This is a genomic window from Bradyrhizobium sp. DOA9 (assembly GCF_000617845.2).
Lineage (GTDB): Bacteria > Pseudomonadota > Alphaproteobacteria > Rhizobiales > Xanthobacteraceae > Bradyrhizobium.
The window spans coordinates 6,198,977-6,219,309 of sequence record NZ_DF820425.1 but is presented as its reverse complement, the minus strand read 5'-3'; the positions used below and the strand labels follow the sequence as shown (position 1 = coordinate 6,219,309).

Here is a 20,333-nt window from a genome sequence, read left to right as displayed (position 1 = left end):
ACATTCTCGTCTCATATGCGTGGGGCGGCCTGCGCGGGAACACGCGATTTCCACGTCCGCAGCCCGTTCTCCTCGAACATGATGCGCGAACAGCTGTGCCCTTCTTGTTCCAGCGCCGCGATCAGCTGGTAGCGCTCGAATGGACGGACGAAGAACATGAAGTAACCGCCGCCGCCGGCGCCGAGCAACTTGCCGCCGACCGCGCCATGCTGCTTGGCAAAATCGTAGATCGCATCGATCGTGTCCGACGAGATCTTGGAGCTCAGCTTGCGTTTGGCGTGCCAGGCCTCGTCGATCAGCCGGCCGCATTCCAGCAGCTGGCCGCGCAGCAGATGCCGCCTGATGTCGCGCGTCACTTCCTTCTGCTTGGCAGCTGCGGCGACGGCGTCGCTGGTCTCGTGCTGGGCCTTCTGGTCGCGGTGAATGGCACCGGAATCGCGGCCCGCGCCGACATAGCAGAGCACCAGGCTCTCTTCGAGCTCGGCGATGATGTTGGGATCGAGGCGAAGCGGCACGATGGTGTTCTGATCGGAGAAGAACTCCATGTGATTGAAGCCGCCGAACACGGTGGCGTACTGATCCTGCCAGCCGCCCGGAATGTTGAGCATCAGCCGCTCGGCCTGGAAGGCCATCTCCGCGATCTCGTGGCGGTCCCACTGGTCGCTGCGAAATTCATTGAAGCAGCCGATGATCGCCGACGAGACCACAGCGGAGCCGCCGAGGCCCGATCCAACCGGAAAGTCCGCGGACACTTCGAGCTCGAAGCCGTATGTCGGCTTGATCAGGCGCACGACCGACTTGATCAGTGCGAGATCTCCGCCCGTTCCGAGCTCCGCGAGATTTTCGGCCTCGACCGTGCGGCGGAAGTCGTGCGAGTAGATCCGGATGCTGGGATCTCTCCGGCGCCGCAGCGTCGCGTGAGCGTACATCTTGATCGTGGCGCTGATGACCGCGCCTCCGTCATTCGCCACGAAATAATGCGTCAGGTCGGTGCCGCCGCCGGAGAAGCTGATCCGCACCGGCGAGCGGGCGCGCGCGAACACCTCGCTCTCTTCCGACAGGTTGAACAGCTCACGGCTGAACACGTCCACCAGCCGCCCCTCGCCATCGAGGATCGGCACCACGTGGACGCGCTGGTCGAGCAGCTTGAGGATCTGCTCGCGTGGGCCGCCGGTCGGTGCCCAGACGAAGTTGCGGTTGATGCAGGACGCAACCCGGTCCTGGATCGTGATGCCGGTCAGCATGCGCCTGCGGATGTCACCGTCCGTCACGGCACCGACGATTCGCCCGCTCGCGTCCTGCGCGAACAGGATGCCGAGCATGTTCGCATTCAGGCGCCGGAAGGCTTCCTCAATGGTCTCGGTCTCGACGATGGTGACGAGGGTTCGGTCAAGCACGTTTTGGGGTCCAGGAAGGGCCAATTACAGGCCGTATCGCAGCAAGGGTTGGTAATACGGGAGCCGCAGGGACGATGCAAGGTTCCTGCTCCCCTAGGGGGTAGTCGCCCCAATTTGGCCGCCGTCAAGCACCCCCGTCGGACCGCAGCCGATTTACATTGGCGGCGGTTTCTATAGAAGGCTTCGCAAGGGGTCTACGCGATATGTATGTGATCGGAATCAGCTCGGGGATCAAGCACGGGCATCACGACGGTGCGGCGGTGCTGCTGCGCGACGGCGAGTTGATCGCAGCCGCGGAGGAGGAGCGCTTCACGCTGGCGAAGCATGCGCGCGGCGAGCTGCCGCGTGGCGCGATCGGATTCTGCCTCAAGCAGGCCGGCATCACCATGCGCGAGGTCGACTGGATCTGTTCGCCGCTGAAGACCTACACCAATTACGCGCAGCGCCTCGCCGAATATTTCAGGTATCAGTTCGGCCACAGCCCGAAGATCGAGCTCTACGACCATCATCTCTGTCATGCCGCGAGCTCGTTCTACGGCTCCGGATTTTCCGAGGCGACGGTGGCCTGCTTCGATTTCTCGGGCGATTCCAGCTCCGGCCTCGTCGCCCATGCGCGCGGCAACGACTTCCGCGTGCTGACGCGATTTGGTCGCCACAACAGTCTTGGTCTCTATTACGGGATGCTGACGCAGTATCTCGGCTATCAGATGACCAATGACGAGTACAAGGTCATGGGCCTGTCGTCCTATGGCAGCCCGGACTATCTCGACAAGTTCGCCAAGCTGCTACGGCCGAACGGCATCAATTACGAGCTCGATCCCGAGCTCGACAAGCGCCGGCGCGACGCCGACATCTTCACCAGCGATTTCTCGACGCGGCAGGAACGCATCTTCACCGAGAAGATGGAGGAGATCCTGGGTCCGCGGCGGCTGCGTGGCGCGCCGCTCGACCAGCGCCTGACCAACATTGCCGCGAGCGGCCAGAAGCAGCTCGAGATCGTCACCACCGAGGTGATCCGCTCTGCGATTGCCGAGACCGGCTGCGGCGACGTCTGCATCGCCGGCGGCGTCGGGCTGAACTGCAAGATGAACATGGAGATCGCCGCGGAGCCAGCCGTAAAGCGACTCTACGTGCCGCCGGTGCCGCACGATGCCGGCGTGGCGCTTGGCGCAGCGATGATGAAATGCGCCGAGGCGGGCCACGCGATCGCGCCGCTGACCCACGCTTACTGGGGACCGGACTATTCGAACGACACGATCCGGGAGACGCTGGACAAGATCGGCGCGCGCTTCGAGCTGCTCGACGATCCCGTGTCGCGCTGCGTCACCGACCTGACGGAGCAGAAGACCGTGGGCTGGTTTCAGGGGCGGATGGAATACGGTCCGCGCGCGCTCGGCAACCGCTCGATCCTGGCTGATCCGCGCCATGCGGGCATGAAGGATCGCATCAATCTCACCATCAAGTACCGCGAGGAGTTCCGTCCGTTCTGCCCGTCGGTGCTGTACGAGCGCCAGGCCGACTACTTCGAGGATACGTTCGACGCGCCGTTCATGGTCGTGACGTTCCCGGTCAACGGGAAGGTCGCCGAGACCATGCCTGCGGTGGTCCATGTCGACAACACCGCGCGGATCCAGAGCGTTCATGCCGACAGCAATCCGCTCTACAGCCGCCTGATCGGCGAGTTCGCGAAGGCGACCTCGCTTCCGGTGCTGATCAACACCAGCCTCAACATCAACGAGCAGCCGACGGTGAACGCGCCGCTGGAGGCGTTGCACACCTATTTCTGCTCGGGCCTGGACGTGCTCTATCTCGGCAATTACCGGCTTTCGAAATCGAGCCGAGACTAGCGCTCGTCCGCGATCACCTTGCCGTCGTTCGGCAGCGTGCCGGGGCTGACCAGCTCAACCGTGCCGCCGAGTTTGGTCACGGCGCGCAAGGTACCGGCGATCTCTTCGCGCAGCGCCTCGCTCGCGGCCGCCGTTTCCGCCCTCAACGTCATGGCGTCGGTCTCGCCTTGGCGCGTGACGACGAGGCGTAGTCTTCCGAGCCCGGCGTGGCGCTGGCCGATCTCGGCGATCTGCTCGGGCCGGACGAACATGCCCTTGATCTTGGTGGTCTGGTCGGCGCGGCCCATCCAGCCCTTGATGCGCATGTTGGTACGCCCGCATGGGCTCGTGCCGGGCAAGGCTGCGGTGAGGTCGCCGAGCGCAAGCCGGATCCAGGGATGGTGCGGGTCGAGCGAGGTCACCACGATCTCGCCGACGTCGCCTGGGGTCACGGGATCGCCGGTGCCGGGCTTGACGATCTCCAGGATCAGGTCCTCGTTCACGACCATGCCTTCGCGTGCCTCGGTCTCGAAGGCGATCAGGCCGAGATCGGCCGTGCCGAAGGCCTGGTAAGCGTCGATGCCGCGCGTCTTGATCTCGGCCTGGAGCGAGGGCGGGAACGCAGCGCCCGAGACCAGCGCGCGCTTGATTGAGGAGAGGTCACGCCCCGAGTTTGCCGCGGCATCGAGCAGGATCTTCAGGAAATCCGGCGTGCCGCTGTAGCCGACCGGCCGGTAGGCCTCGATCAGCTCGAATTGCTGTTCCGTGTTGCCCGGGCCGGCCGGGATCACAGCGCAGCCGAGGGCCCGCGCCGACGCATCGAAGATGAACCCCCCGGGGGTGAGATGGTAGCTGAAGGTGTTGAGGACGACATCGTCGGGACGGAACCCGGCTGCGAACAGGGCCCTTGCGCCGCGCCAGGGATCGGCCTGCCGCCCTTCCGGCTCGAAGATCGGGCCTGGGGAGGTGAAGAGGCGGGCGAACGAGCCCGGGGCTCCCGCCACGAAGCCTCCGAAGGGCGCCGAGGCCTTGTGCAGGGCGGGCAGTTCCGACTTGCGCAACACCGGTAGCTCCGCCAGAGCCGCCCTGGAGGTCACGGTGGCGGGATCGCAGCCTTTGAGCCGCTCGGCATAGGCCGGGGCGGCGATCGCGGCGCGCAGTACCTCCGGGAGGCGGGCGAACAGGTCGGCCTCGCGCGCGGCTTGCTCACGCGTCTCGCGGGCGTCGTAATGGGCGGTCATGGCTGTTCTTTCCGTGTTGGCATCCGTTGCGCACCGCCACCGGCATGGCTATCAGACCGCCATTGGCGAGGCTTGAAAGGGACCCGATGGCGGACGAAGGACTCATTGCGGCGGACGAGGCGTCGACCGTGGTCGCACGCCTGAAGCGCCGCATGATCGACGAGGCGCTGCCGCTGTGGTCGACGGTCGGCTGGGATCTCGCCAAGGGCGGATTCATCGACCGGCTGCACCGCGACGGCACGGCGGATGCGGCCGCGCCCCGGCGCGTGTTCGTCCAGGCCCGCCAGATCTGGTGCTACGCCAAGGCGGCACAGATGGGCTGGTATCCCGAGGGGCGGGCCCTTGCGCTGAAGGGGCTGGAGCACCTGCTGGCCAAAGCGAAGGCGCCCGACGGCCGGCCCGGCTATGTGCACCGGCTGACGCCGGACGGATCGGTGCTGGATGGCCGGCGCGATGCCTACGATCACGCCTTCATCCTGTTTGCGCTCGCCGGCGTCTATGCGCTCGACCGGGATGCACAGGTCCGCGCCGAGATCGATGCACTGCTCGCCTTCCTCGACAGTCATTTGCGCTCGCCGCATGGCGGCGTTCACGAGGGGCTTCCGGTCTCGCTGCCACGCCGGCAGAACCCGCATATGCATCTGTTCGAGGCGATGATCGCGTGCTTCGAGGCGACCCACGATCTGTCGTTCCAGAACCGTGCCGGAGAATTCTTCGCACTGTTCCTGGCCAACCTCTACGACAAGCAGAAGCACGTCTTGTCGGAATATTTCGAGGAGGACTGGTCTAGGATCGAGCCGGTCAGCGTCGAGCCGGGCCACCAGGCGGAATGGGTCTGGCTGCTGAAGGGTTTTGAACGCATTACCGGCTGCCCGACCGGCCAGCGGCGTGCGGAATTGCTGGAGACCTCGCTGCGCTATCGTGACGAGGCGACGGGCTGCCTCGTCGACGAGGGCGACGCAAGCGGCAATATCCGTCGCAGCACGCGCCGGCTGTGGCCGCAGACCGAGTTCGCGAAAGCGTGGATCGCGCAGGCCGAGTCCGGCGAGGCGGGCGCGGCGGACGAGGCGCGCGCGGCGCTGGTGCGGCTGGAACGGCACTATCTCAGCCATCCCGTGAAGGGCGGCTGGTACGACCAGTTCGATCGCGACGGCAAATCGCTGATCGACACCATTCCTGCGTCGTCGTTCTATCATGTTCTCTGCGCGGTCACGGAAGCGGAGCAGGTGCTCGGCTAAGCTCTTTGTGGATCACAGCCACCGCTTGCGCCGCTTGAAGCTCTTGAGGTTCTTGAAGCTCTTGCGCTGGTCGCCGGCGCCGCCGAGGTAGAACTCCTTGACGTCCTCGTTGTCGCGCAAGTCGTCGGCGCTGCCATCGAGTACGACCTTGCCCTGCTCCATGATGTAGCCGTGGCTCGCCACGGAGAGCGCAGCGCGCGCATTCTGCTCGACCAGGAGGATGGTGACGCCGAGATCGCGGTTGATCTTCTGGATGATCGAGAACACCTCTTTCACCAGCAGCGGCGACAGGCCCATCGACGGCTCGTCCATCAGGATCATCTTCGGGCGGGCCATCAGCGCACGGCCGATCGCGAGCATCTGCTGCTCCCCGCCGGAGAGATAACCGGCAAGGCCGGTGCGCTCCTTCAGGCGCGGGAAATAGCTGAAGACCATATCGAGGTCGGCATCGACCTCGCGGTCCCGGCGGGTGAACGCGCCGAGCTTGAGATTCTCGAGCGACGTCATGTCGGCGACGATGCGCCGGCCCTCCATCACCTGGAAGATGCCGCGGCGGACGATCTTGTCGGGATCGATGCCGTTGATGCGCTCGCCCTCGAACAGGATCTCGCCGCGCGTGACCTCGCCGTCCTCGGTCTTGAGCAGCCCCGAGATCGCCTTGAGCGTCGTCGACTTGCCGGCGCCGTTGGCCCCGAGCAGTGCCACGATCGCGCCCTTGGGCACGTCAAGGCTGAGGCCGCGCAGCACCAGGATCACGTCGTCATAGACGACCTCGATGTTGCGAACGGCGAGGAGGGGAGCGGACGCCACGGCGGTTGGCCTGGCGCGGGATGCTTCGAGGGTGTCGGTCATGCTTCAAATCTCCGCAGTCGTCGCCCGGCTGGACCGGGCGACCCAGTATTCCAGAGACGCCGGAGATTCATCGAGAAGCTGCGGCGCACTGGATCCCCCGCCCGGGTGCGCAATTGCGCACGAGGCGGGGGATGACAGTTGTGTGTGCGGTTGGAGCAAGCCTCACCACCCCAGCCATTCCGGCTTGCGCGGCAGCTCGACGGTCTTGACCTTCTCGAGCTTGATCGTGCCGTTGGCCATCAGGTCGTTGAGGTCGCCATTGGTCGAACCGGAGACCTTGGTGCGATAGAGATCGACCTTGAGGGTGCCGCGATGGTCCTTGCTGGTCCAGGTCGAGGGATTGCAGACGCCGTCCATGCCTGATGGCACCCAGTCCTTCTTCTGGTAGAAGCCCTTGGCGACGTTCTCACCGGTGGCACCTCCGTTCTTGGCGGCCCAGTCGAGCGCTTCCCTGGTGTAGAGCGCGCTACAGACGCCTGCGATATAGTGCACCGGGCGATAGGCCTTGCCGCTTGCATCCGATATTTTCGAGATTTCCATCACCGTCTTCATGCCTGGCGCGTTGCCGCCCCAGGTCACGGCCGTGCGTAGCGGGAAGACGACGCCGTCGGCGGCCTCGGCCGCGGTCTTGGCGGCGTTCTCGTCCATGCCCCAGACATTGCCGAGGAACTGCACGTCCACGCCGGCGGTCTTGCAGGCCTTGAGCACGGAGATGTTCGAGGCTGCGGTGTTGCCGAGATAGGCGTAGTTGGCGCCGGAGCTCTTCAGGCTGAGGCATTGCGCGGAGTAATCGCCGGGCGTCAGCGCGAACACGATCGGCGGCAGCACCTCGAAGCCGAGCTCATTGGCGATCGCCTCGCCGGCGGCCTTCGGCGCGTTCGGGTACGGATGATTGCCGCCCATATGGACGAATTTCGGCTTACCGCTCTTGCCCTTGGCCTTCCAGTCTTCCGCCGCCCAGGTCACCAATGCCCGCATCGCGTCCGAGTAGCTCGGGCCGTAGAAGAAATTATAGGGCGCGGGTTTGGCCTTGCCGCTCACGCCTTCCGGATCGGTCAGCGCCGCCGCGTAGGAGGCGGAGATATAGGGAATCTTGTCCTGCGCGACAAAGCCGGTCAGCGCTTCGGTATCGGCGGTGCCCCAGCCCATGATCGTTGCAACCTTGCCATCCGGCGCCGACCACTTCTTGTAGAGCGCGATCGCGCGCGGCACCTGATAGCCGTAGTCGTTGGTATCGAGGTTGACCTGCTTGCCGCCGACACCGCCGTTCTTGTTGATCCAGGCAAAGGTGTCGGCGACGGCCTGGCCGTAGGGCGTGCCAACGTCCGACGTCGCGCCGGAATAGTCGGCGAGATGGCCGACGGCGATCTGGGCCTGCGCACTGGCCGCAAAACCGGCGATCGCAACCGCCAGCGACGCGGTGCTCAAAAGCGATTTGGTCTTCATGGGTTGGTTCCTCCTGTTATCGTTTAAGTGAAGTCGCCGTGCTCAATGCGAGAACGGGTAGAGTTTCCAATAGGCCTTGATCTGCCGCCAGCGGTGCGCGAGTCCGTCCGGCTCGAACATCAGGAACGCGATGATGATCACCCCGATCGCGATCTCGCGCAGGAAGGTGATGTTGGTGTTGAGCGACAGCGCTTTGTCGATCGCGCCGCCCTTCAAATGATGGCTGATGAACTCCATCGACTCGGGCAGCAGCACCACGAAGGCGGTGCCCATCAGTGTGCCCATGATCGAGCCGGTGCCGCCGATGATGATCATGGCCAGGAACAGGATCGAGCGCTCGATGCCGAAGCCTTCCTGGGAGACCACGAGCTGATAGTGCGCGTAGAGCGCCCCGGCGATCCCGGCGAAGAAGGCGGCGAGGCCGAACGACAGCGTGCGGTACCTGGTGAGGTTGATGCCCATGATCTCGGCGGAGAGATAATGGTCGCGGATCGCCACCAGCGCGCGGCCATCGCGCGTGCGCATCAGGTTGGTGACGAGGATGTAGCTCACCAGCACGTAGGCCAGCACGACGTAGAAATATTGCCGGTCGCCGCGCAGCGTGTAGCCGAAGATCGAGAACGGCTCGGCGCTTGCCGGCACGGAGCCGCCGGAGAACCATTCGGCGCGGGAGAAGAAGTCGAGCAGGATGTATTGCGCGGCCAGCGTCGCGATGACGAGGTAAAGCCCTTTCAACCGCGCCGCCGGGATGCCGAAGATCAGTCCGACCAGCGCCGTCACGAGCCCTGCGAGCGGGATCGCGAAGAACACCGGGATCGGCGTGTTGTTGGAGATGTAGGCCGAGGTGAAGGCGCCGAGCAGGAAGAAGGCCGCGTGCCCGATCGAGATCTGGCCGGTGAAGCCGACCAGGATATTGAGACCGAGCGCTGCGATCGAGAAAATGCCGATCTGGATCAGGATGCTGAGCCAGTAGCCGCTGAAGAATTGCGGCGCGAGACAGAGCAGCGCGACGCCCAGAATCGCGAAGTTGCGGCTGGTGGTGGTGGGGAAGATCGTGGTGTCCGCGGCGTAGGTGGTGCGGAAATCACCCGCGGGGATGAGGGCAGGGCCGGCCATGGGTCAGATCCGCTCGATGTCGTGGGTGCCGAACAGGCCGTAGGGCTTGATCATCAGCACGATGATGAGGACGTAGAACGGCGCGATCTCGTAGAGATTGCCCCAGTGCAGATACTCGCTGTCGACATATTGGGCGACGTTCTCGAGCAGGCCGATGATGATGCCGCCGAGCACGGCGCCGCCGACGGAATCGAGCCCACCGAGGATCGCCGCGGGAAACACCTTGATGCCGTAGGCGGCGAGGCCCGAGGACACGCCATTGACCACGGCGACGACGACGCCCGCGACGGCCGATACCGTCGCCGAGATCGCCCAGGCCATCGCGAACACGCTCTTGACGGAAATGCCGAGCGACTGCGCGACCTGCTGGTTGAACGCGGTGGCGCGCATCGCAAGGCCGTATTTCGACGCGCGGAAGAACCAGGCCATGCCGATCATCATGGCGACTGAAACGACCAGACTCATGACATAGACGGTCTGGATCTGGAGGCCGAACAGGCTGACCGATTGACTCTCGAACACGCGCGGGAACGGCTGCGGGTTGACGCCGAACATCCATTTCAGTGTGGCCTGGAGGACGGTGGACAGGCCAATCGTCACCATGATCACCGAGATGATCGGCTCGCCGATCATCGGCCGCAGGATCAGCACCTGCACCGCGATGCCGAATGCGAACATGAACACCAGCGTGATCGGCATGCCGATCCAGAACGGCACCTGGTATTTCGCAAGCAAGGCCCAGCACACCCAGGCGCCGACCAGCAGCAATTCACCTTGCGCGAAGTTGACGACCTGCGTCGCCTTGTAGATCAGCACGAACGACATCGCGACCACGCCATAGAGCGTGCCGACCACGAGGCCGTTGACCAGGAGCTGAATGAGGAAGGCGGTGTTCATGTTGGGTCTCCTGCCGCACCGACATCGTCATTGCGAGCGCAGCGAAGCAATTCAATATCTTTCCGCGGAGACAGTCTGGATTGCTTCGCTGCGCTCGCAATGACGGAGTGCATATGGGACAGCCCTGCCGCAAGCGGGGAGAGGCGAAGGGCGGCACCGCGCGTGACGATCACCTGTCTCACTCCGCTGCCTCCGCCATGGGCCCCTGCCCGCCGAGGTCGACCACGCGCAGCGTCGTTCGCACCCGCTGCGTGGTGCCGTCCTGGAAGCGGATCACGGTGTCGACGGGAATGTCGGAATCACCGCGGTAGATGGCGTCGATGATGCCGGCGTATTTCTCGTTGATGACGCCGCGGCGCACCTTGCGCGTCCGGGTAAGCTCGCCGTCGTCGGCGTCGAGCTCCTTGTAGAGCAAGAGGAAGCGCGAGATGCGCTGGGCCGGCGGCAGTGTGGCGTTGACGGTCTCGACCTCCTTGTGAAGCAGCGCGTAGACTTCGGGCCGCGAGGCGAGGTCGCTGTAGGTCGTGAAGGAGAGGCGGTTCTTCTCCGCCCATTTCGAAATGATGGAATAGCGGATGCAGATCATGGCCGCGAGCGCGTCACGGCCGGCCCCAAGCACCACGGCTTCGGCGATATAGGGCGAGAATTTCAGCTTGTTCTCGATGAATTGCGGCGAGAAGCGCTCGCCGCGGGAGGTCTCGGCGAGATCCTTGATGCGGTCGATGACGACGAGCTGCTGGTTGGCATTGAAATAGCCGGCATCGCCGGAGCACATCCAGCCGTCCTTGATGTCGGCGACGCTGGCCTCGGGGTTCTTGTAGTAGCCGAGGAACATGTTGGGGTGCCGCACGACGATCTCGCCGACGCCGTGGACGTCGGCATTGTCGATGCGGATCTCGACGCTGTCGGCCATCGGCACGCCCGTAGTGTCAGGGTCGACCTTGCCCTCGGGATGCAGCGTGTAGGCACCGAGCAGCTCGGTCTGGCCGTAGAGCGTGCGCAGCGGCACGCCCATGGCCTGGAAGAACTTGAAGGTGTCGGGCCCGAGCGCCGCGCCGCCGGTCGCGGCCGAGCGCAACCGGGTGAAGCCGAGGCGGTCGCGCAGCGCGCGAAACAGGATCGCGTCGGCAAAGCCCGAGCGTTTGCCCTGTTCGAGCGCGGCAAGACCGCTCTTCATGCCGATGTCGAACAGGCGCTGCTTGAAAGGTGTTGCGTCCATTACCTTGGCGCGGACGTCGGCGGCGATGGATTCCCAGACACGTGGCGCGAACAGCACGAAAGTCGGTGCGATCTCGCGCAGATCGTTCATCATCGTGTCGGGCTCTTCGACGAAGTTGATCTTCATCCGGCAGAGCAGACCTTTGCCGAGCACGTAGACCTGCTCCATGATCCAGGGCAGCGGCAGCACCGAGACGTATTCGTCGTCGGGACCCTTGGGATCGAAGGCGAGATAGGTCGCGCAATGGCCGAGCACGCGGCCGGCGGCGAGCATCGCGAGCTTCGGATGCGACGTGGTGCCGGAGGTGGTGCAGAGGATCGCGACGTCCTCGCCCCTGGTCGCATCGACCAGCCTGTCGTAGAGTTCCGGCTCGCGCGCGGCGCGTGCGCGGCCGAGCTCGGCAAATTTCTCCGCGGACATCAGGCGCGGGTCATCGTATTTCCGCATCCCGCGCGGATCGGAATAGATGATGTGCTTCAGATTCGGCACGCGCTCGGCAAGGGTGAGCAGCTTGTCGACCTGCTCCTCGTCCTCGGCGAAGACCAGCTGCGCCTCGCCGTAATTGAGGAGGTAGGAAGCCTCCTCGTCCAGCACGTCGCGATAGAGCCCGAGGCTGAGGCCGCCAATGGCATGCGTCGCCACTTCTGCCGCGACCCAGTCCGGCCGGTTGTCGCCGATGATGCCGATGACATCACCGCGACCCAGGCCGAGCTCGACGAGGCCGAGCGCGAAATCGCGCACACGGGCCTGATAGTCGTTCCAGGTGAAGATGCGCCAGAGCCCGAGATCCTTCTCGCGCATTGCGATCTCGTTGCCGTGCTCCCTCGCATTGAGCCGGAGCATCTTTGGATAGGTGTCGGCCTTCGCGGCGCGTCCCGTATAATCCATCATGCCGCGCTCTCCTGCGCCGGAGAGGCATCGTCGGGATCGACCAGCACCTCGTCCTCTTCGCCGAGATAGGCGCGCCTGACGTGAGGATCGGCGAGCACGGTGGCCGGATCGCCCTCGGCGATCTTCTTGCCGAAATCCAGCACCATGACGCGGTGGGAGATGTCCATCACCACGCCCATGTCGTGCTCGATCATCACCACCGTCATCCCGAACTCCTCGTTGAGATCGACGATGTAGCGGGCCATGTCCTCCTTCTCCTCGAAGTTCATGCCGGCCATCGGCTCGTCGAGGAGGATCAGGCGTGGCTCCAGCGCCATGGCGCGGGCGAGCTCCACGCGCTTGCGCAGGCCGTAGGGGAGGGTGCCGGCGGTGGCTTTCCGCACCGACTGCAGATCGAGGAAGTCGATGATCTCCTCGACCTTGCGGCGGTGCTCGAGCTCCTCCTTGCGCGCGCCGGTGAGCCAGTACAGCGACCCCGTGAGGAAATTGTTCTTGAGGAGGTGATGGCGGCCGACCATGATGTTGTCGAGCACGCTCATGTGGTGGAACAGCGCGAGATTCTGAAACGTGCGGCCGATGCCGAGCGAGGCGCGGGCATTCGGCGTCAGGCCGGTGATGTCGCGGTCCTGATAGAGCAGCTGGCCTTCGGTCGGCTTGTAGCGGCCGGAAATACAGTTCACGATCGAGGTCTTGCCGGCGCCGTTGGGGCCGATGATCGAGAACAGCTCGCCTTCCCGGATGGCGAAGCTGACGTCGGTCAGCGCACGGACGCCGCCGAATCGCAAAGACACGCCGCGCACTTCGAGACTGGTAGCCACCAAACGAATCCCTCCCGGTGATGGCGCTTTGTTGGCGCTCTTCGTCCGTTCCTGTCAGGCGATCCTAGTACGGTCGTGCCGGCCAGACCATGCAGCTATTGGTCTCGACCGGACCGGCGCCACCTTCGTTCCCGTAAGGGATCAAAAGCCGCATCGCCCAAGGTGGTCCTCAATAGGGGAAAGCGCTATTTTGAAATGTCTCCGGCCTGACAATTCTGCGACAAAGTTTCTCGGGCCGAGCGGGTCTTTCATCTTTCGTCGGGTGGATGGCCGAAGCGATTCTGTTGCAGTGCAACAGGGCATGGGGTGGCAGAACAGTGCGGCTGGCTTCGAGATCATGATTTCAGAGGATCATCTGAAGCGCATCGCCGCCTGGTCGCGCGAGCTCACATCAGCCGAGATCGAGGTCGCGCGTGCCGGAATCACGGAGCGGTCCTACGGCACCGGCGAAAGCGTGTTCATGCGCGGTGATATTTTTGCGTATTGGGCCGGCATGGTGGGCGGCCTTGCCCGCATGGGCGGGGTCTCGCGCGACGGCAAGGAGACCAGCCTCGCCGGGCTGACGGCAGGGGCCTGGTTCGGCGAGGGCAGCGTGCTCAAGAACGAGCCGCGCCGCTACGACGTGGTCGCGCTGCGCGACAGCCGCGTCGCGCTGATGGAACGCAGCGCCTTCATGTGGCTGTTCGAGAACAGCGTCGGCTTCAACCGCTTCCTGGTGCGCCAGCTCAACGAGCGGCTCGGCCAGTTCATCGGCATGCTCGAAGTCAATCGCACGCTCGATGCCACCGCACGCCTCGCCCGCAGCATCGCCTCGCTGTTCAACCCGATCCTCTATCCGGAATCGACCGCGCACCTGGAGATCACCCAGGAGGAGATCGGCGCGCTGTCCGGCATGTCCCGCCAGAACGCCAACCGCGCGCTGAACCGGCTGGAGAAAGAAGGGCTGCTGCGGCTGGAATATGGTGGCGTCACCATCCTCGATGTCGAGAAGCTGCGCGGGTATGGGGATTAGAAGTCTCGTCATCGCGCATTTGCGGGGGCGTGCACCGGCCAGAGGTCGGCACGCCAGCGGATCGCAATGGCCAGCATCGCGACGAATCCTGCCACGGCATAGAGCGCACCCGTCGCGGAATAGCCGATGACGTCGATCAGGCTGCCGGCCGCGAGCAGTCCGATCGGCAAGCCATAGATCACCATCATGCGCACGCCCATGACCCGGCCGCGCAGATGTGCGCTCGCGGTGCGCATCAGGATGACGGCCGCCGAGATCATCGACATGCTCTGGGCGATGCCGGCGAGGACGAGGCAGGCCATCGCCACCGGCAAGGTCCTGACCTCGACGAACACCAGCAGCATGGCGTACCAGGCCAGCGTCGCCCCGATCAGAAGCCGGGCGATGCGTATGCCGCCGACCAGGCTGAGCGTGACGGAGCCGATCAGCGAGCCGACGGCGAAGCTCGCCGAGAGATAACCGAGGCCGGTCTGGTCGGTGTGAAAGATCTCCCGCGCGATGTAGGGCAACAATCCGCCCGTGAAGGGAAATGCGGTGAGATTGGCCAGGAAAGCGACGCATAGCGCCGCGCGCATTCCCGGGCCGTTCCAGGCATAGACGATCCCCTCCTTGAGGTCGCCAAACAGCCGCGAAACGGCGTGGCTGTTCGCCGGATAATCGCTCGTGGTGACGGTCCTTTTCGGCCGGGTCAGGCAGAGCATGAGAAGCGCTGCGATGAAGTAAAGACAGGCGATCGCCACATAGACAAGGCCGATACCGAGCACGGCGAACAGCCCGGCGCCCGTCAAGGCTCCGGCAATGCGCGCGCTGTCCTGGGTCGTGCGCGCGACGCTGATGGCGCCTACCAGCTGCTCGGCCGGCATGATGTCGGCGAGCAGCGCGCCGCGAACGCCGAGATCGGAGGGTCGAATCAGGCCCATGATCGTGACGATGATCATGACGCTCAGCGGCGACAGATGACCGCTCAGCGCCAGGACCATGATGGTCGACGAGAGTGCCGTATAGGCAAGCCGCATCACGACCAGGAGATCGCGATGGCCGATGCGGTCGCCGATCATTCCGAACACGGGCGCGACCAATGTTCCGACGAACTGGAGTGAAGCCAGCAGCGTGAGCAGCAGCACCGAGCCGGTCTCGACGATGATGTACCAGCCGAGCACCAGCGTCTCGACCTCGAAGGCCCAGGAGGTGAGCAGGTCGGACGGCCACTGGAAACGGTAGTTGCGGATGCGGAATGGCGCGAGCGCCGAAGGTCGTGCGGTGGCGCTCACGACGCGATGACGCGTGTCACGGCGATTCCCTTAACCCTTGTTGTTTCTTCTTGCGTCGCGCAACCTAACGCCGGCGATGACGGTGTCAATCGCAGCAGTCGCAGGCCGCCCCCGCGCTCGGCTCTTACCTCGTTGCGTTGTCCGCTTTCCTGTCGGCCAATGCATTCGCCATGGCCGAGATCAGCGGGCGCATGAAATAGGCTTCGTCGGCCGGCGAGACGTCGGTGCGCAAACCGTGTGCGGCGAGTTCGCCTGAGACCGCCGGGCCGACCGAGGCGATCAGCGTGCGCTCGAGGCCGGCGCGCAGCTTCGCCTCGCTACCATGCGCCTTGGCAACCTCGATCAGCCGGCGGACCTGGCCGAGATTGGTCAGGGCGATCGAGTCGATGCGTCCCTCTGCCATGTCGTCAATGGCGGCGACGATGTTGGCATCGGCAACCTTGGAATCGTAGACGTAGGGCAGCACGGCATCCACGGCGGCACCTTGCGCGGCCAGCGCGCCGGTCAGCGCGCTGTGGTCCTTGTCTGGATAGAGCTGGAGACCGAGGCGCCGCCCCTTCAGGTCGAGCCTGGCCAGCATCTCGATCACGCCTTCGGTGGTGGGCTTCTCCGTGGTCTGCTGCGCCTCGAGGCCGATCTCGCGCAGTGCCTTGCCTGGCTTCGGGCCGCGGGTGAATTTTCGCGCTTGGGCGAGCACCGCGATAAGGGCGGCGTCGAGGCCGCGGGCGCGAGCAAGCTTCATGATGCGGCGGAGGCCTTCGCCTGTCATCAGCACGAGATCGTCGAAGGGCTTGTCGATGGCACGGCGAATCCAGGCCTCGACTGGAGCCGGGTCCGGCGCATCGTGAATGGTGAACATCGGGCACTGTACGACCTCGGCGCCTTGCTCGGCCAGAAGCTTGGAGAACTGCGCCTCCTCACGCGTTTCCAGGATCAGGATGCGGGTGCCGTTCAAGCGGTCGGCCATGGGGATGCTCCGGTGAGAATTCGCAATGGTCCGTTCATCCTGACTCCGCGGTTGGGATTGGCGCAAGGGCGGGGTCGGTGCTAGAGCAGGGTGCAAATCGCCGGATCGTTCCGCTGCACAAACCTTCATCAAGAGCCGAGCCTTGCCCGACCATCAATATGTTCTGACCCTGTCCTGTCCGGATCGCCCCGGCATCGTCTCGGCGGTGTCGACGTTTCTTGCTCACAACGGACAGAACATCCTCGACGCCCAGCAGTTCGACGACGTTGAGACCAAGAATTTCTTCATGCGGGTGGTGTTCACCGCAGCCGATCTTGCCGTGGAGCTGTCGGCGCTGCAGACCGGCTTTGCCGCGATTGCCGAGCGTTTCGGCATGGAGTGGCAGATGCGCGACCGCGCCGCGCATCGCAAGGTGATGCTGCTGGTGTCGAAATCCGATCACTGCCTGGTCGACATCCTCTATCGCTGGCGCACCGGCGAGCTGCCGATGGTTCCGACCGCGATCGTCTCCAACCATCCGCGCGAGGTCTATGCCGGGCTGGATTTCGGCGGCATCCCCTTCCACCACCTGCCCGTCACCAAGGAGACCAAGCGCGAGCAGGAGGCGCAGATCGTGGACCTCGTCGGCAAGACGAAGACCGATCTCGTGGTGCTCGCCCGCTACATGCAGATCCTGTCCGACGATCTCTCGGCAAAGCTGTCGGGGCGCTGCATCAACATTCACCACTCGTTCCTGCCCGGCTTCAAGGGCGCCAAACCCTATCACCAAGCCCATGAGCGCGGCGTCAAGCTGATCGGCGCCACCGCGCATTACGTCACGCGCGACCTCGACGAGGGTCCGATCATCGACCAGGACGTCGAGCGCATCAGCCATCGCGACACGCCGGAAGATCTGGTCCGCAAGGGTCGCGATATCGAGCGCCGCGTACTGGCGCGGGCCATCCGCTACCATCTCGACGACCGCGTCATCCTCAACGGCTGCAAGACCGTGGTGTTCGTGGATTGAGGCTTTGTCATTTCGGGGCGCCTCGAAGAGGCGAACTACGGTGCGCAATTGCGCACCTGAGAAATCTCGAGATTCCGGGTCTGGTCCTTCGGACCATCCCGGAATGACGATTGTCTCTCAGCGTACCGCGCCAGCCGAATTTGTCCCCGTCGCGCCGCCCCTCTGGGCCTGTTCTTCCTTCTCGCGATCGGCCGCCGGCATCAGCCGCTTGCGCTCGCGTTCCTTCATGTAGGCGTCGTATTGCGGCGTGCCCGGTCGCGGCGGCGCATCGGCGGGCAGGCCGCCGGCCCATTGCGGAACGTAGTCGCCCACGCCGGCGGAGAGCTTTTCGTTGACCGTCCCGCAGCCTGCGAGATTGGAAGTGAGCAGGGCGAGTGCGGCGGCGATCGAAAGCGAGCGGGAACGCATGAATATCTCTGGTCGTGCCCCCGATCGGGGCGCAGATGAGGAGCGCCGGATAGGCGTCGGCGGCAAACCATAGCTTCTCAATATGTAAAATTGGCCTATTCGAGGGTGGGCTTAGCTGTATACAATAAAGGTATTATAATAAGCATAATTTGCACTTGATGGGGGAACTGTAGTTGATACGGTATACACTGCGCAGTTGTCGTGACGGTCATCGGGTGGGGCCACGCCGCGAACCGGGCCTTTTTCGTTGACAAGACCATTTTATTTGTACATTCGTACAAATCTCTCCCTGCCGTCGTCGAGGCGGATCGCGCGGCTTGCGCCGAATGGTCGCCCAACGTTCGATTGACAACGGGGTTGCAGAGGACGCCATGTGGCCGCACGGCATGGCTTGTCCGTGAGTGAAGGGCGGCAAGGACCGGGCACGCGGTTCAAGGCACAAAGTCAGGAATGAAGGGGAGGGAGCTCTGATGTTCGTACGCAAGCAATTTTCTTGGGCGGCTGCGGTGGCCGCAATCTCGGGCCTCGCTGCTGTCGCGCCGGCGAAAGCGCAGGACGCCGTCAAGATCGGGCTGATCCTGCCGATGACCGGCGGCCAGGCCTCGACCGGCAAGCAGATCGAGAACGCGATCAAGCTCTACATGCAGCAGAAGGGCGACACCGTCGCCGGCAAGAAGGTCGAGATCATCCTCAAGGACGATGCCGCGATCCCGGACAAGACCAAGACCGCCGCGCAGGAGCTGATCGTCAACGACAAGGTCAATTTCATCGCCGGCTTCGGCGTGACTCCGGCCGCACTCGCCGCCGCGCCGCTCGCAACGCAGGCCAAGATCCCGGAAGTCGTGATGGCGGCGGGCACCTCCATCATCACCGAGCGTTCGCCCTACATCGTGCGCACCAGCTTCACGCTGGCGCAGTCTTCGACCATCATCGGCGACTGGGCCGTCAAGAACGGCATCAAGAAGGTGGCGACGCTGACCTCCGACTACGCGCCGGGCAATGACGCGCTCAACTTCTTCAAGCAGCATTTTACCGCCGGTGGCGGCGAGGTGGTCGAAGAGGTCAAGGTGCCGCTGCAGAATCCCGACTTCGCGCCGTTCCTGCAGCGCATGAAGGATGCCAAGCCTGACGCGATCTTCGTGTTCGTGCCGGCCGGCCAGGGCGGCAACTTCATGAAGCAATACGCCGAGCGCGGCCTGGACAAGGCCGGTATCAAGGTGATCGGACCCGGCGACGTCACCGACGACGACCTTCTCAACAACATGGGCGACGCCGTGCTCGGCACGGTCACCGCGCACCTCTACTCCGCGGCGCACCCCTCGCAGATGAACAAGGATTTCGTCGCGGCTTACAAGAAGGCCTTTGGCAACCGTCCGGGCTTCATGGCCGTAGGCGGCTATGACGGCATCCACCTGATCTACGAGGCGCTGAAGAAGACCGGCGGCGATACCAACGGCGACAAGCTGATCGAGGCCATGAAGGGCCAGAAGTGGGAGAGCCCGCGCGGTCCGATCTCGATCGACCCCGAGACCCGCGACATCGTGCAGAACATCTACATCCGCAAGGTCGAGAAGGTCGACGGCGAACTCTACAATGTCGAGTTCGCGACGTTCGAAGCCGTCAAGGACCTCGGCAAGACCAAAAAGTGACGCGCGAAAGCGTCTCATCCCGGGGGCGCGCTTAGCGCGAACCCGGGATCTCATGCCCCTTGCTCCGCGTCATGCCCGGACTTGTCCCGGGCTCCCACGCAGAGCCGGGAAAAGAAAGCCCAGACAAGAACGTGGATGGCCGAGACATTTGCTTGAAGACGCACCTCGTGCTTTTGCCCAGGCCATGACGATAACTCCAAGCTGAGACGATGACCGCAATCCTCACCAACCTGTTCGATGGCGTCGCCTACGGCATGCTGCTGTTCGTGCTCGCCTGCGGGCTCGCGGTCACGCTCGGCCTGATGAACTTCGTCAATCTCGCCCACGGCGCCTTCGCGATGGCCGGGGGCTATGTCTGCATGGTGCTGGTCAACCGGATGGGTTGGCCGTTCTTCGCCGCCCTGCCGCTCGCTTTCGTCTCCTCGGCTGCAATCGGCATCGCGCTCGAGCGGACGCTGTACCGTCATCTCTACACCCGCAGCCATCTCGACCAGGTGCTGTTCACGATCGGCCTGACCTTCATGTCGGTCGCGGCCGTCGATTACATCCAGGGATCCTCGCGCGTCTTCATCAATCTGCCGGCCGCGCTCCAGGGGCAGTTCGATCTGTTCGGCGTCGGCATCGGCCGCTACCGGCTGATGATCATCGTGATCTGCGGCCTGCTCACCATCGCGCTCCAGATGGTGTTGGCCAAGACCCGCTTCGGCAGCCGCTTGCGCGCCGCCGTCGACGATCCCCGCGCCGCGAGCGGCCTCGGCATCAACGTGCCGCAGGTGTTCGCCTTCACCTTTGCCTTCGGTTGCGGGCTCGCGGGCCTCGGTGGTGCGCTGAGCGCCGAGATCCTCGGCCTCGATCCGTACTTCCCGTTGAAGTTCATGATCTACTTCCTGATCGTGGTCACCGTCGGCGGTTCGTCCTCGATCACTGGTCCGTTCCTGGCCTCGCTGTTGCTCGGCATTGGCGACGTCGCCGGCAAATATTACGTGCCGAAGATGGGCCCCTTCGTGATCTACACCATGATGATCGTGATCCTGATCTGGCGCCCGAACGGCCTGTTCGGCCGCACGGCCGCGCGTTGA

Annotated in this window: 17 protein-coding genes; 6 read left to right on the top strand and 11 right to left on the bottom strand. The window is 64.3% G+C overall.

Annotated features, from left to right (window positions below):
* Nucleotides 1-11: 11 nt before the first annotated feature.
* Nucleotides 12-1,397 (bottom strand): GHMP family kinase ATP-binding protein, encoded by a 1,386-nt coding sequence (locus BDOA9_RS29320; RefSeq protein WP_025037510.1) that lies wholly within the window; start codon nt 1,395-1,397, stop codon nt 12-14.
* A gap of 203 nt (nt 1,398-1,600) precedes the next feature.
* On the opposite strand from BDOA9_RS29320, the gene BDOA9_RS29315 reads away from it, so the two are divergent.
* Entirely contained in the window at nt 1,601-3,244 is a 1,644-nt protein-coding gene (locus tag BDOA9_RS29315) for a carbamoyltransferase family protein (protein ID WP_025037509.1), read from the top strand.
* Here BDOA9_RS29315 and BDOA9_RS29310 read toward each other — a convergent pair.
* Nucleotides 3,241-4,464, bottom strand: a complete 1,224-nt coding sequence (locus tag BDOA9_RS29310; protein WP_025037508.1) for a phenylacetate--CoA ligase family protein — start codon at nt 4,462-4,464, stop codon at nt 3,241-3,243. The two genes, BDOA9_RS29315 and BDOA9_RS29310, sit on opposite strands and share 4 nt — an antisense overlap.
* Nucleotides 4,465-4,550: 86 nt before the next feature.
* Here BDOA9_RS29310 and BDOA9_RS29305 point away from each other — a divergent pair, with 86 nt between their 5' ends.
* The gene (locus tag BDOA9_RS29305; RefSeq protein WP_025037507.1) at nt 4,551-5,702 is read left to right on the top strand and encodes an AGE family epimerase/isomerase; all 1,152 of its coding nucleotides are present in this window, start codon (nt 4,551-4,553) and stop codon (nt 5,700-5,702) included.
* Between the two features lie 12 nt (nt 5,703-5,714).
* Here BDOA9_RS29305 and BDOA9_RS29300 read toward each other — a convergent pair whose 3' ends face one another.
* The 6 genes from BDOA9_RS29300 to BDOA9_RS29275 form a co-directional block, all read right to left on the bottom strand.
* On the bottom strand, nt 5,715-6,554 hold the full coding sequence (locus BDOA9_RS29300; protein WP_025037506.1) for an ABC transporter ATP-binding protein: 840 nt from the start codon (nt 6,552-6,554) through the stop codon (nt 5,715-5,717).
* Between the two features lie 162 nt (nt 6,555-6,716).
* Entirely contained in the window at nt 6,717-8,000 is a 1,284-nt protein-coding gene (locus BDOA9_RS29295; protein WP_025037505.1) for an ABC transporter substrate-binding protein, read from the bottom strand.
* Nucleotides 8,001-8,042: 42 nt separating this feature from the next.
* Nucleotides 8,043-9,116 (bottom strand): branched-chain amino acid ABC transporter permease, encoded by a 1,074-nt coding sequence (locus BDOA9_RS29290; RefSeq protein WP_025037504.1) that lies wholly within the window; start codon nt 9,114-9,116, stop codon nt 8,043-8,045.
* A 3-nt stretch (nt 9,117-9,119) separates the two neighbouring features.
* Complete coding sequence (locus BDOA9_RS29285; RefSeq protein ID WP_025037503.1) at nt 9,120-10,013, bottom strand: branched-chain amino acid ABC transporter permease; 894 nt, start codon at nt 10,011-10,013, stop codon at nt 9,120-9,122.
* Nucleotides 10,014-10,191: 178 nt separating this feature from the next.
* On the bottom strand, nt 10,192-12,123 hold the full coding sequence (locus BDOA9_RS29280; protein ID WP_025037502.1) for a long-chain fatty acid--CoA ligase: 1,932 nt from the start codon (nt 12,121-12,123) through the stop codon (nt 10,192-10,194).
* Nucleotides 12,120-12,941: an ABC transporter ATP-binding protein gene (locus tag BDOA9_RS29275; RefSeq protein WP_025037501.1), complete on the bottom strand. Its 822-nt coding sequence runs from the start codon at nt 12,939-12,941 to the stop codon at nt 12,120-12,122. The genes BDOA9_RS29280 and BDOA9_RS29275 overlap by 4 nt, the downstream gene beginning before the upstream one ends.
* Nucleotides 12,942-13,278: 337 nt before the next feature.
* Here BDOA9_RS29275 and BDOA9_RS29270 point away from each other — a divergent pair, with 337 nt between their 5' ends.
* A complete protein-coding gene (locus BDOA9_RS29270) occupies nt 13,279-13,953 on the top strand; it encodes a Crp/Fnr family transcriptional regulator (protein ID WP_025037500.1) in 675 nt (224 codons plus the stop codon).
* Between the two features lie 8 nt (nt 13,954-13,961).
* Here BDOA9_RS29270 and BDOA9_RS29265 read toward each other — a convergent pair whose 3' ends face one another.
* Entirely contained in the window at nt 13,962-15,224 is a 1,263-nt protein-coding gene (locus BDOA9_RS29265; protein WP_025037499.1) for an MFS transporter, read from the bottom strand.
* A 124-nt stretch (nt 15,225-15,348) separates the two neighbouring features.
* The gene (locus tag BDOA9_RS29260) at nt 15,349-16,191 is read right to left on the bottom strand and encodes a uroporphyrinogen-III synthase (protein ID WP_025037498.1); all 843 of its coding nucleotides are present in this window, start codon (nt 16,189-16,191) and stop codon (nt 15,349-15,351) included.
* Nucleotides 16,192-16,333: 142 nt separating this feature from the next.
* Here BDOA9_RS29260 and purU point away from each other — a divergent pair, with 142 nt between their 5' ends.
* Entirely contained in the window at nt 16,334-17,197 is an 864-nt protein-coding gene (purU, locus tag BDOA9_RS29255; RefSeq protein WP_025037497.1) for a formyltetrahydrofolate deformylase, read from the top strand.
* A gap of 117 nt (nt 17,198-17,314) precedes the next feature.
* On the opposite strand, the gene BDOA9_RS29250 is transcribed toward purU, so the two are convergent.
* Nucleotides 17,315-17,605 (bottom strand): hypothetical protein, encoded by a 291-nt coding sequence (locus BDOA9_RS29250; RefSeq protein ID WP_025037496.1) that lies wholly within the window; start codon nt 17,603-17,605, stop codon nt 17,315-17,317.
* A 470-nt stretch (nt 17,606-18,075) separates the two neighbouring features.
* On the opposite strand from BDOA9_RS29250, the gene BDOA9_RS29245 reads away from it, so the two are divergent.
* Complete coding sequence (locus BDOA9_RS29245; protein WP_025037495.1) at nt 18,076-19,254, top strand: ABC transporter substrate-binding protein; 1,179 nt, start codon at nt 18,076-18,078, stop codon at nt 19,252-19,254.
* A 209-nt stretch (nt 19,255-19,463) separates the two neighbouring features.
* Entirely contained in the window at nt 19,464-20,333 is an 870-nt protein-coding gene (locus BDOA9_RS29240; protein WP_025037494.1) for a branched-chain amino acid ABC transporter permease, read from the top strand.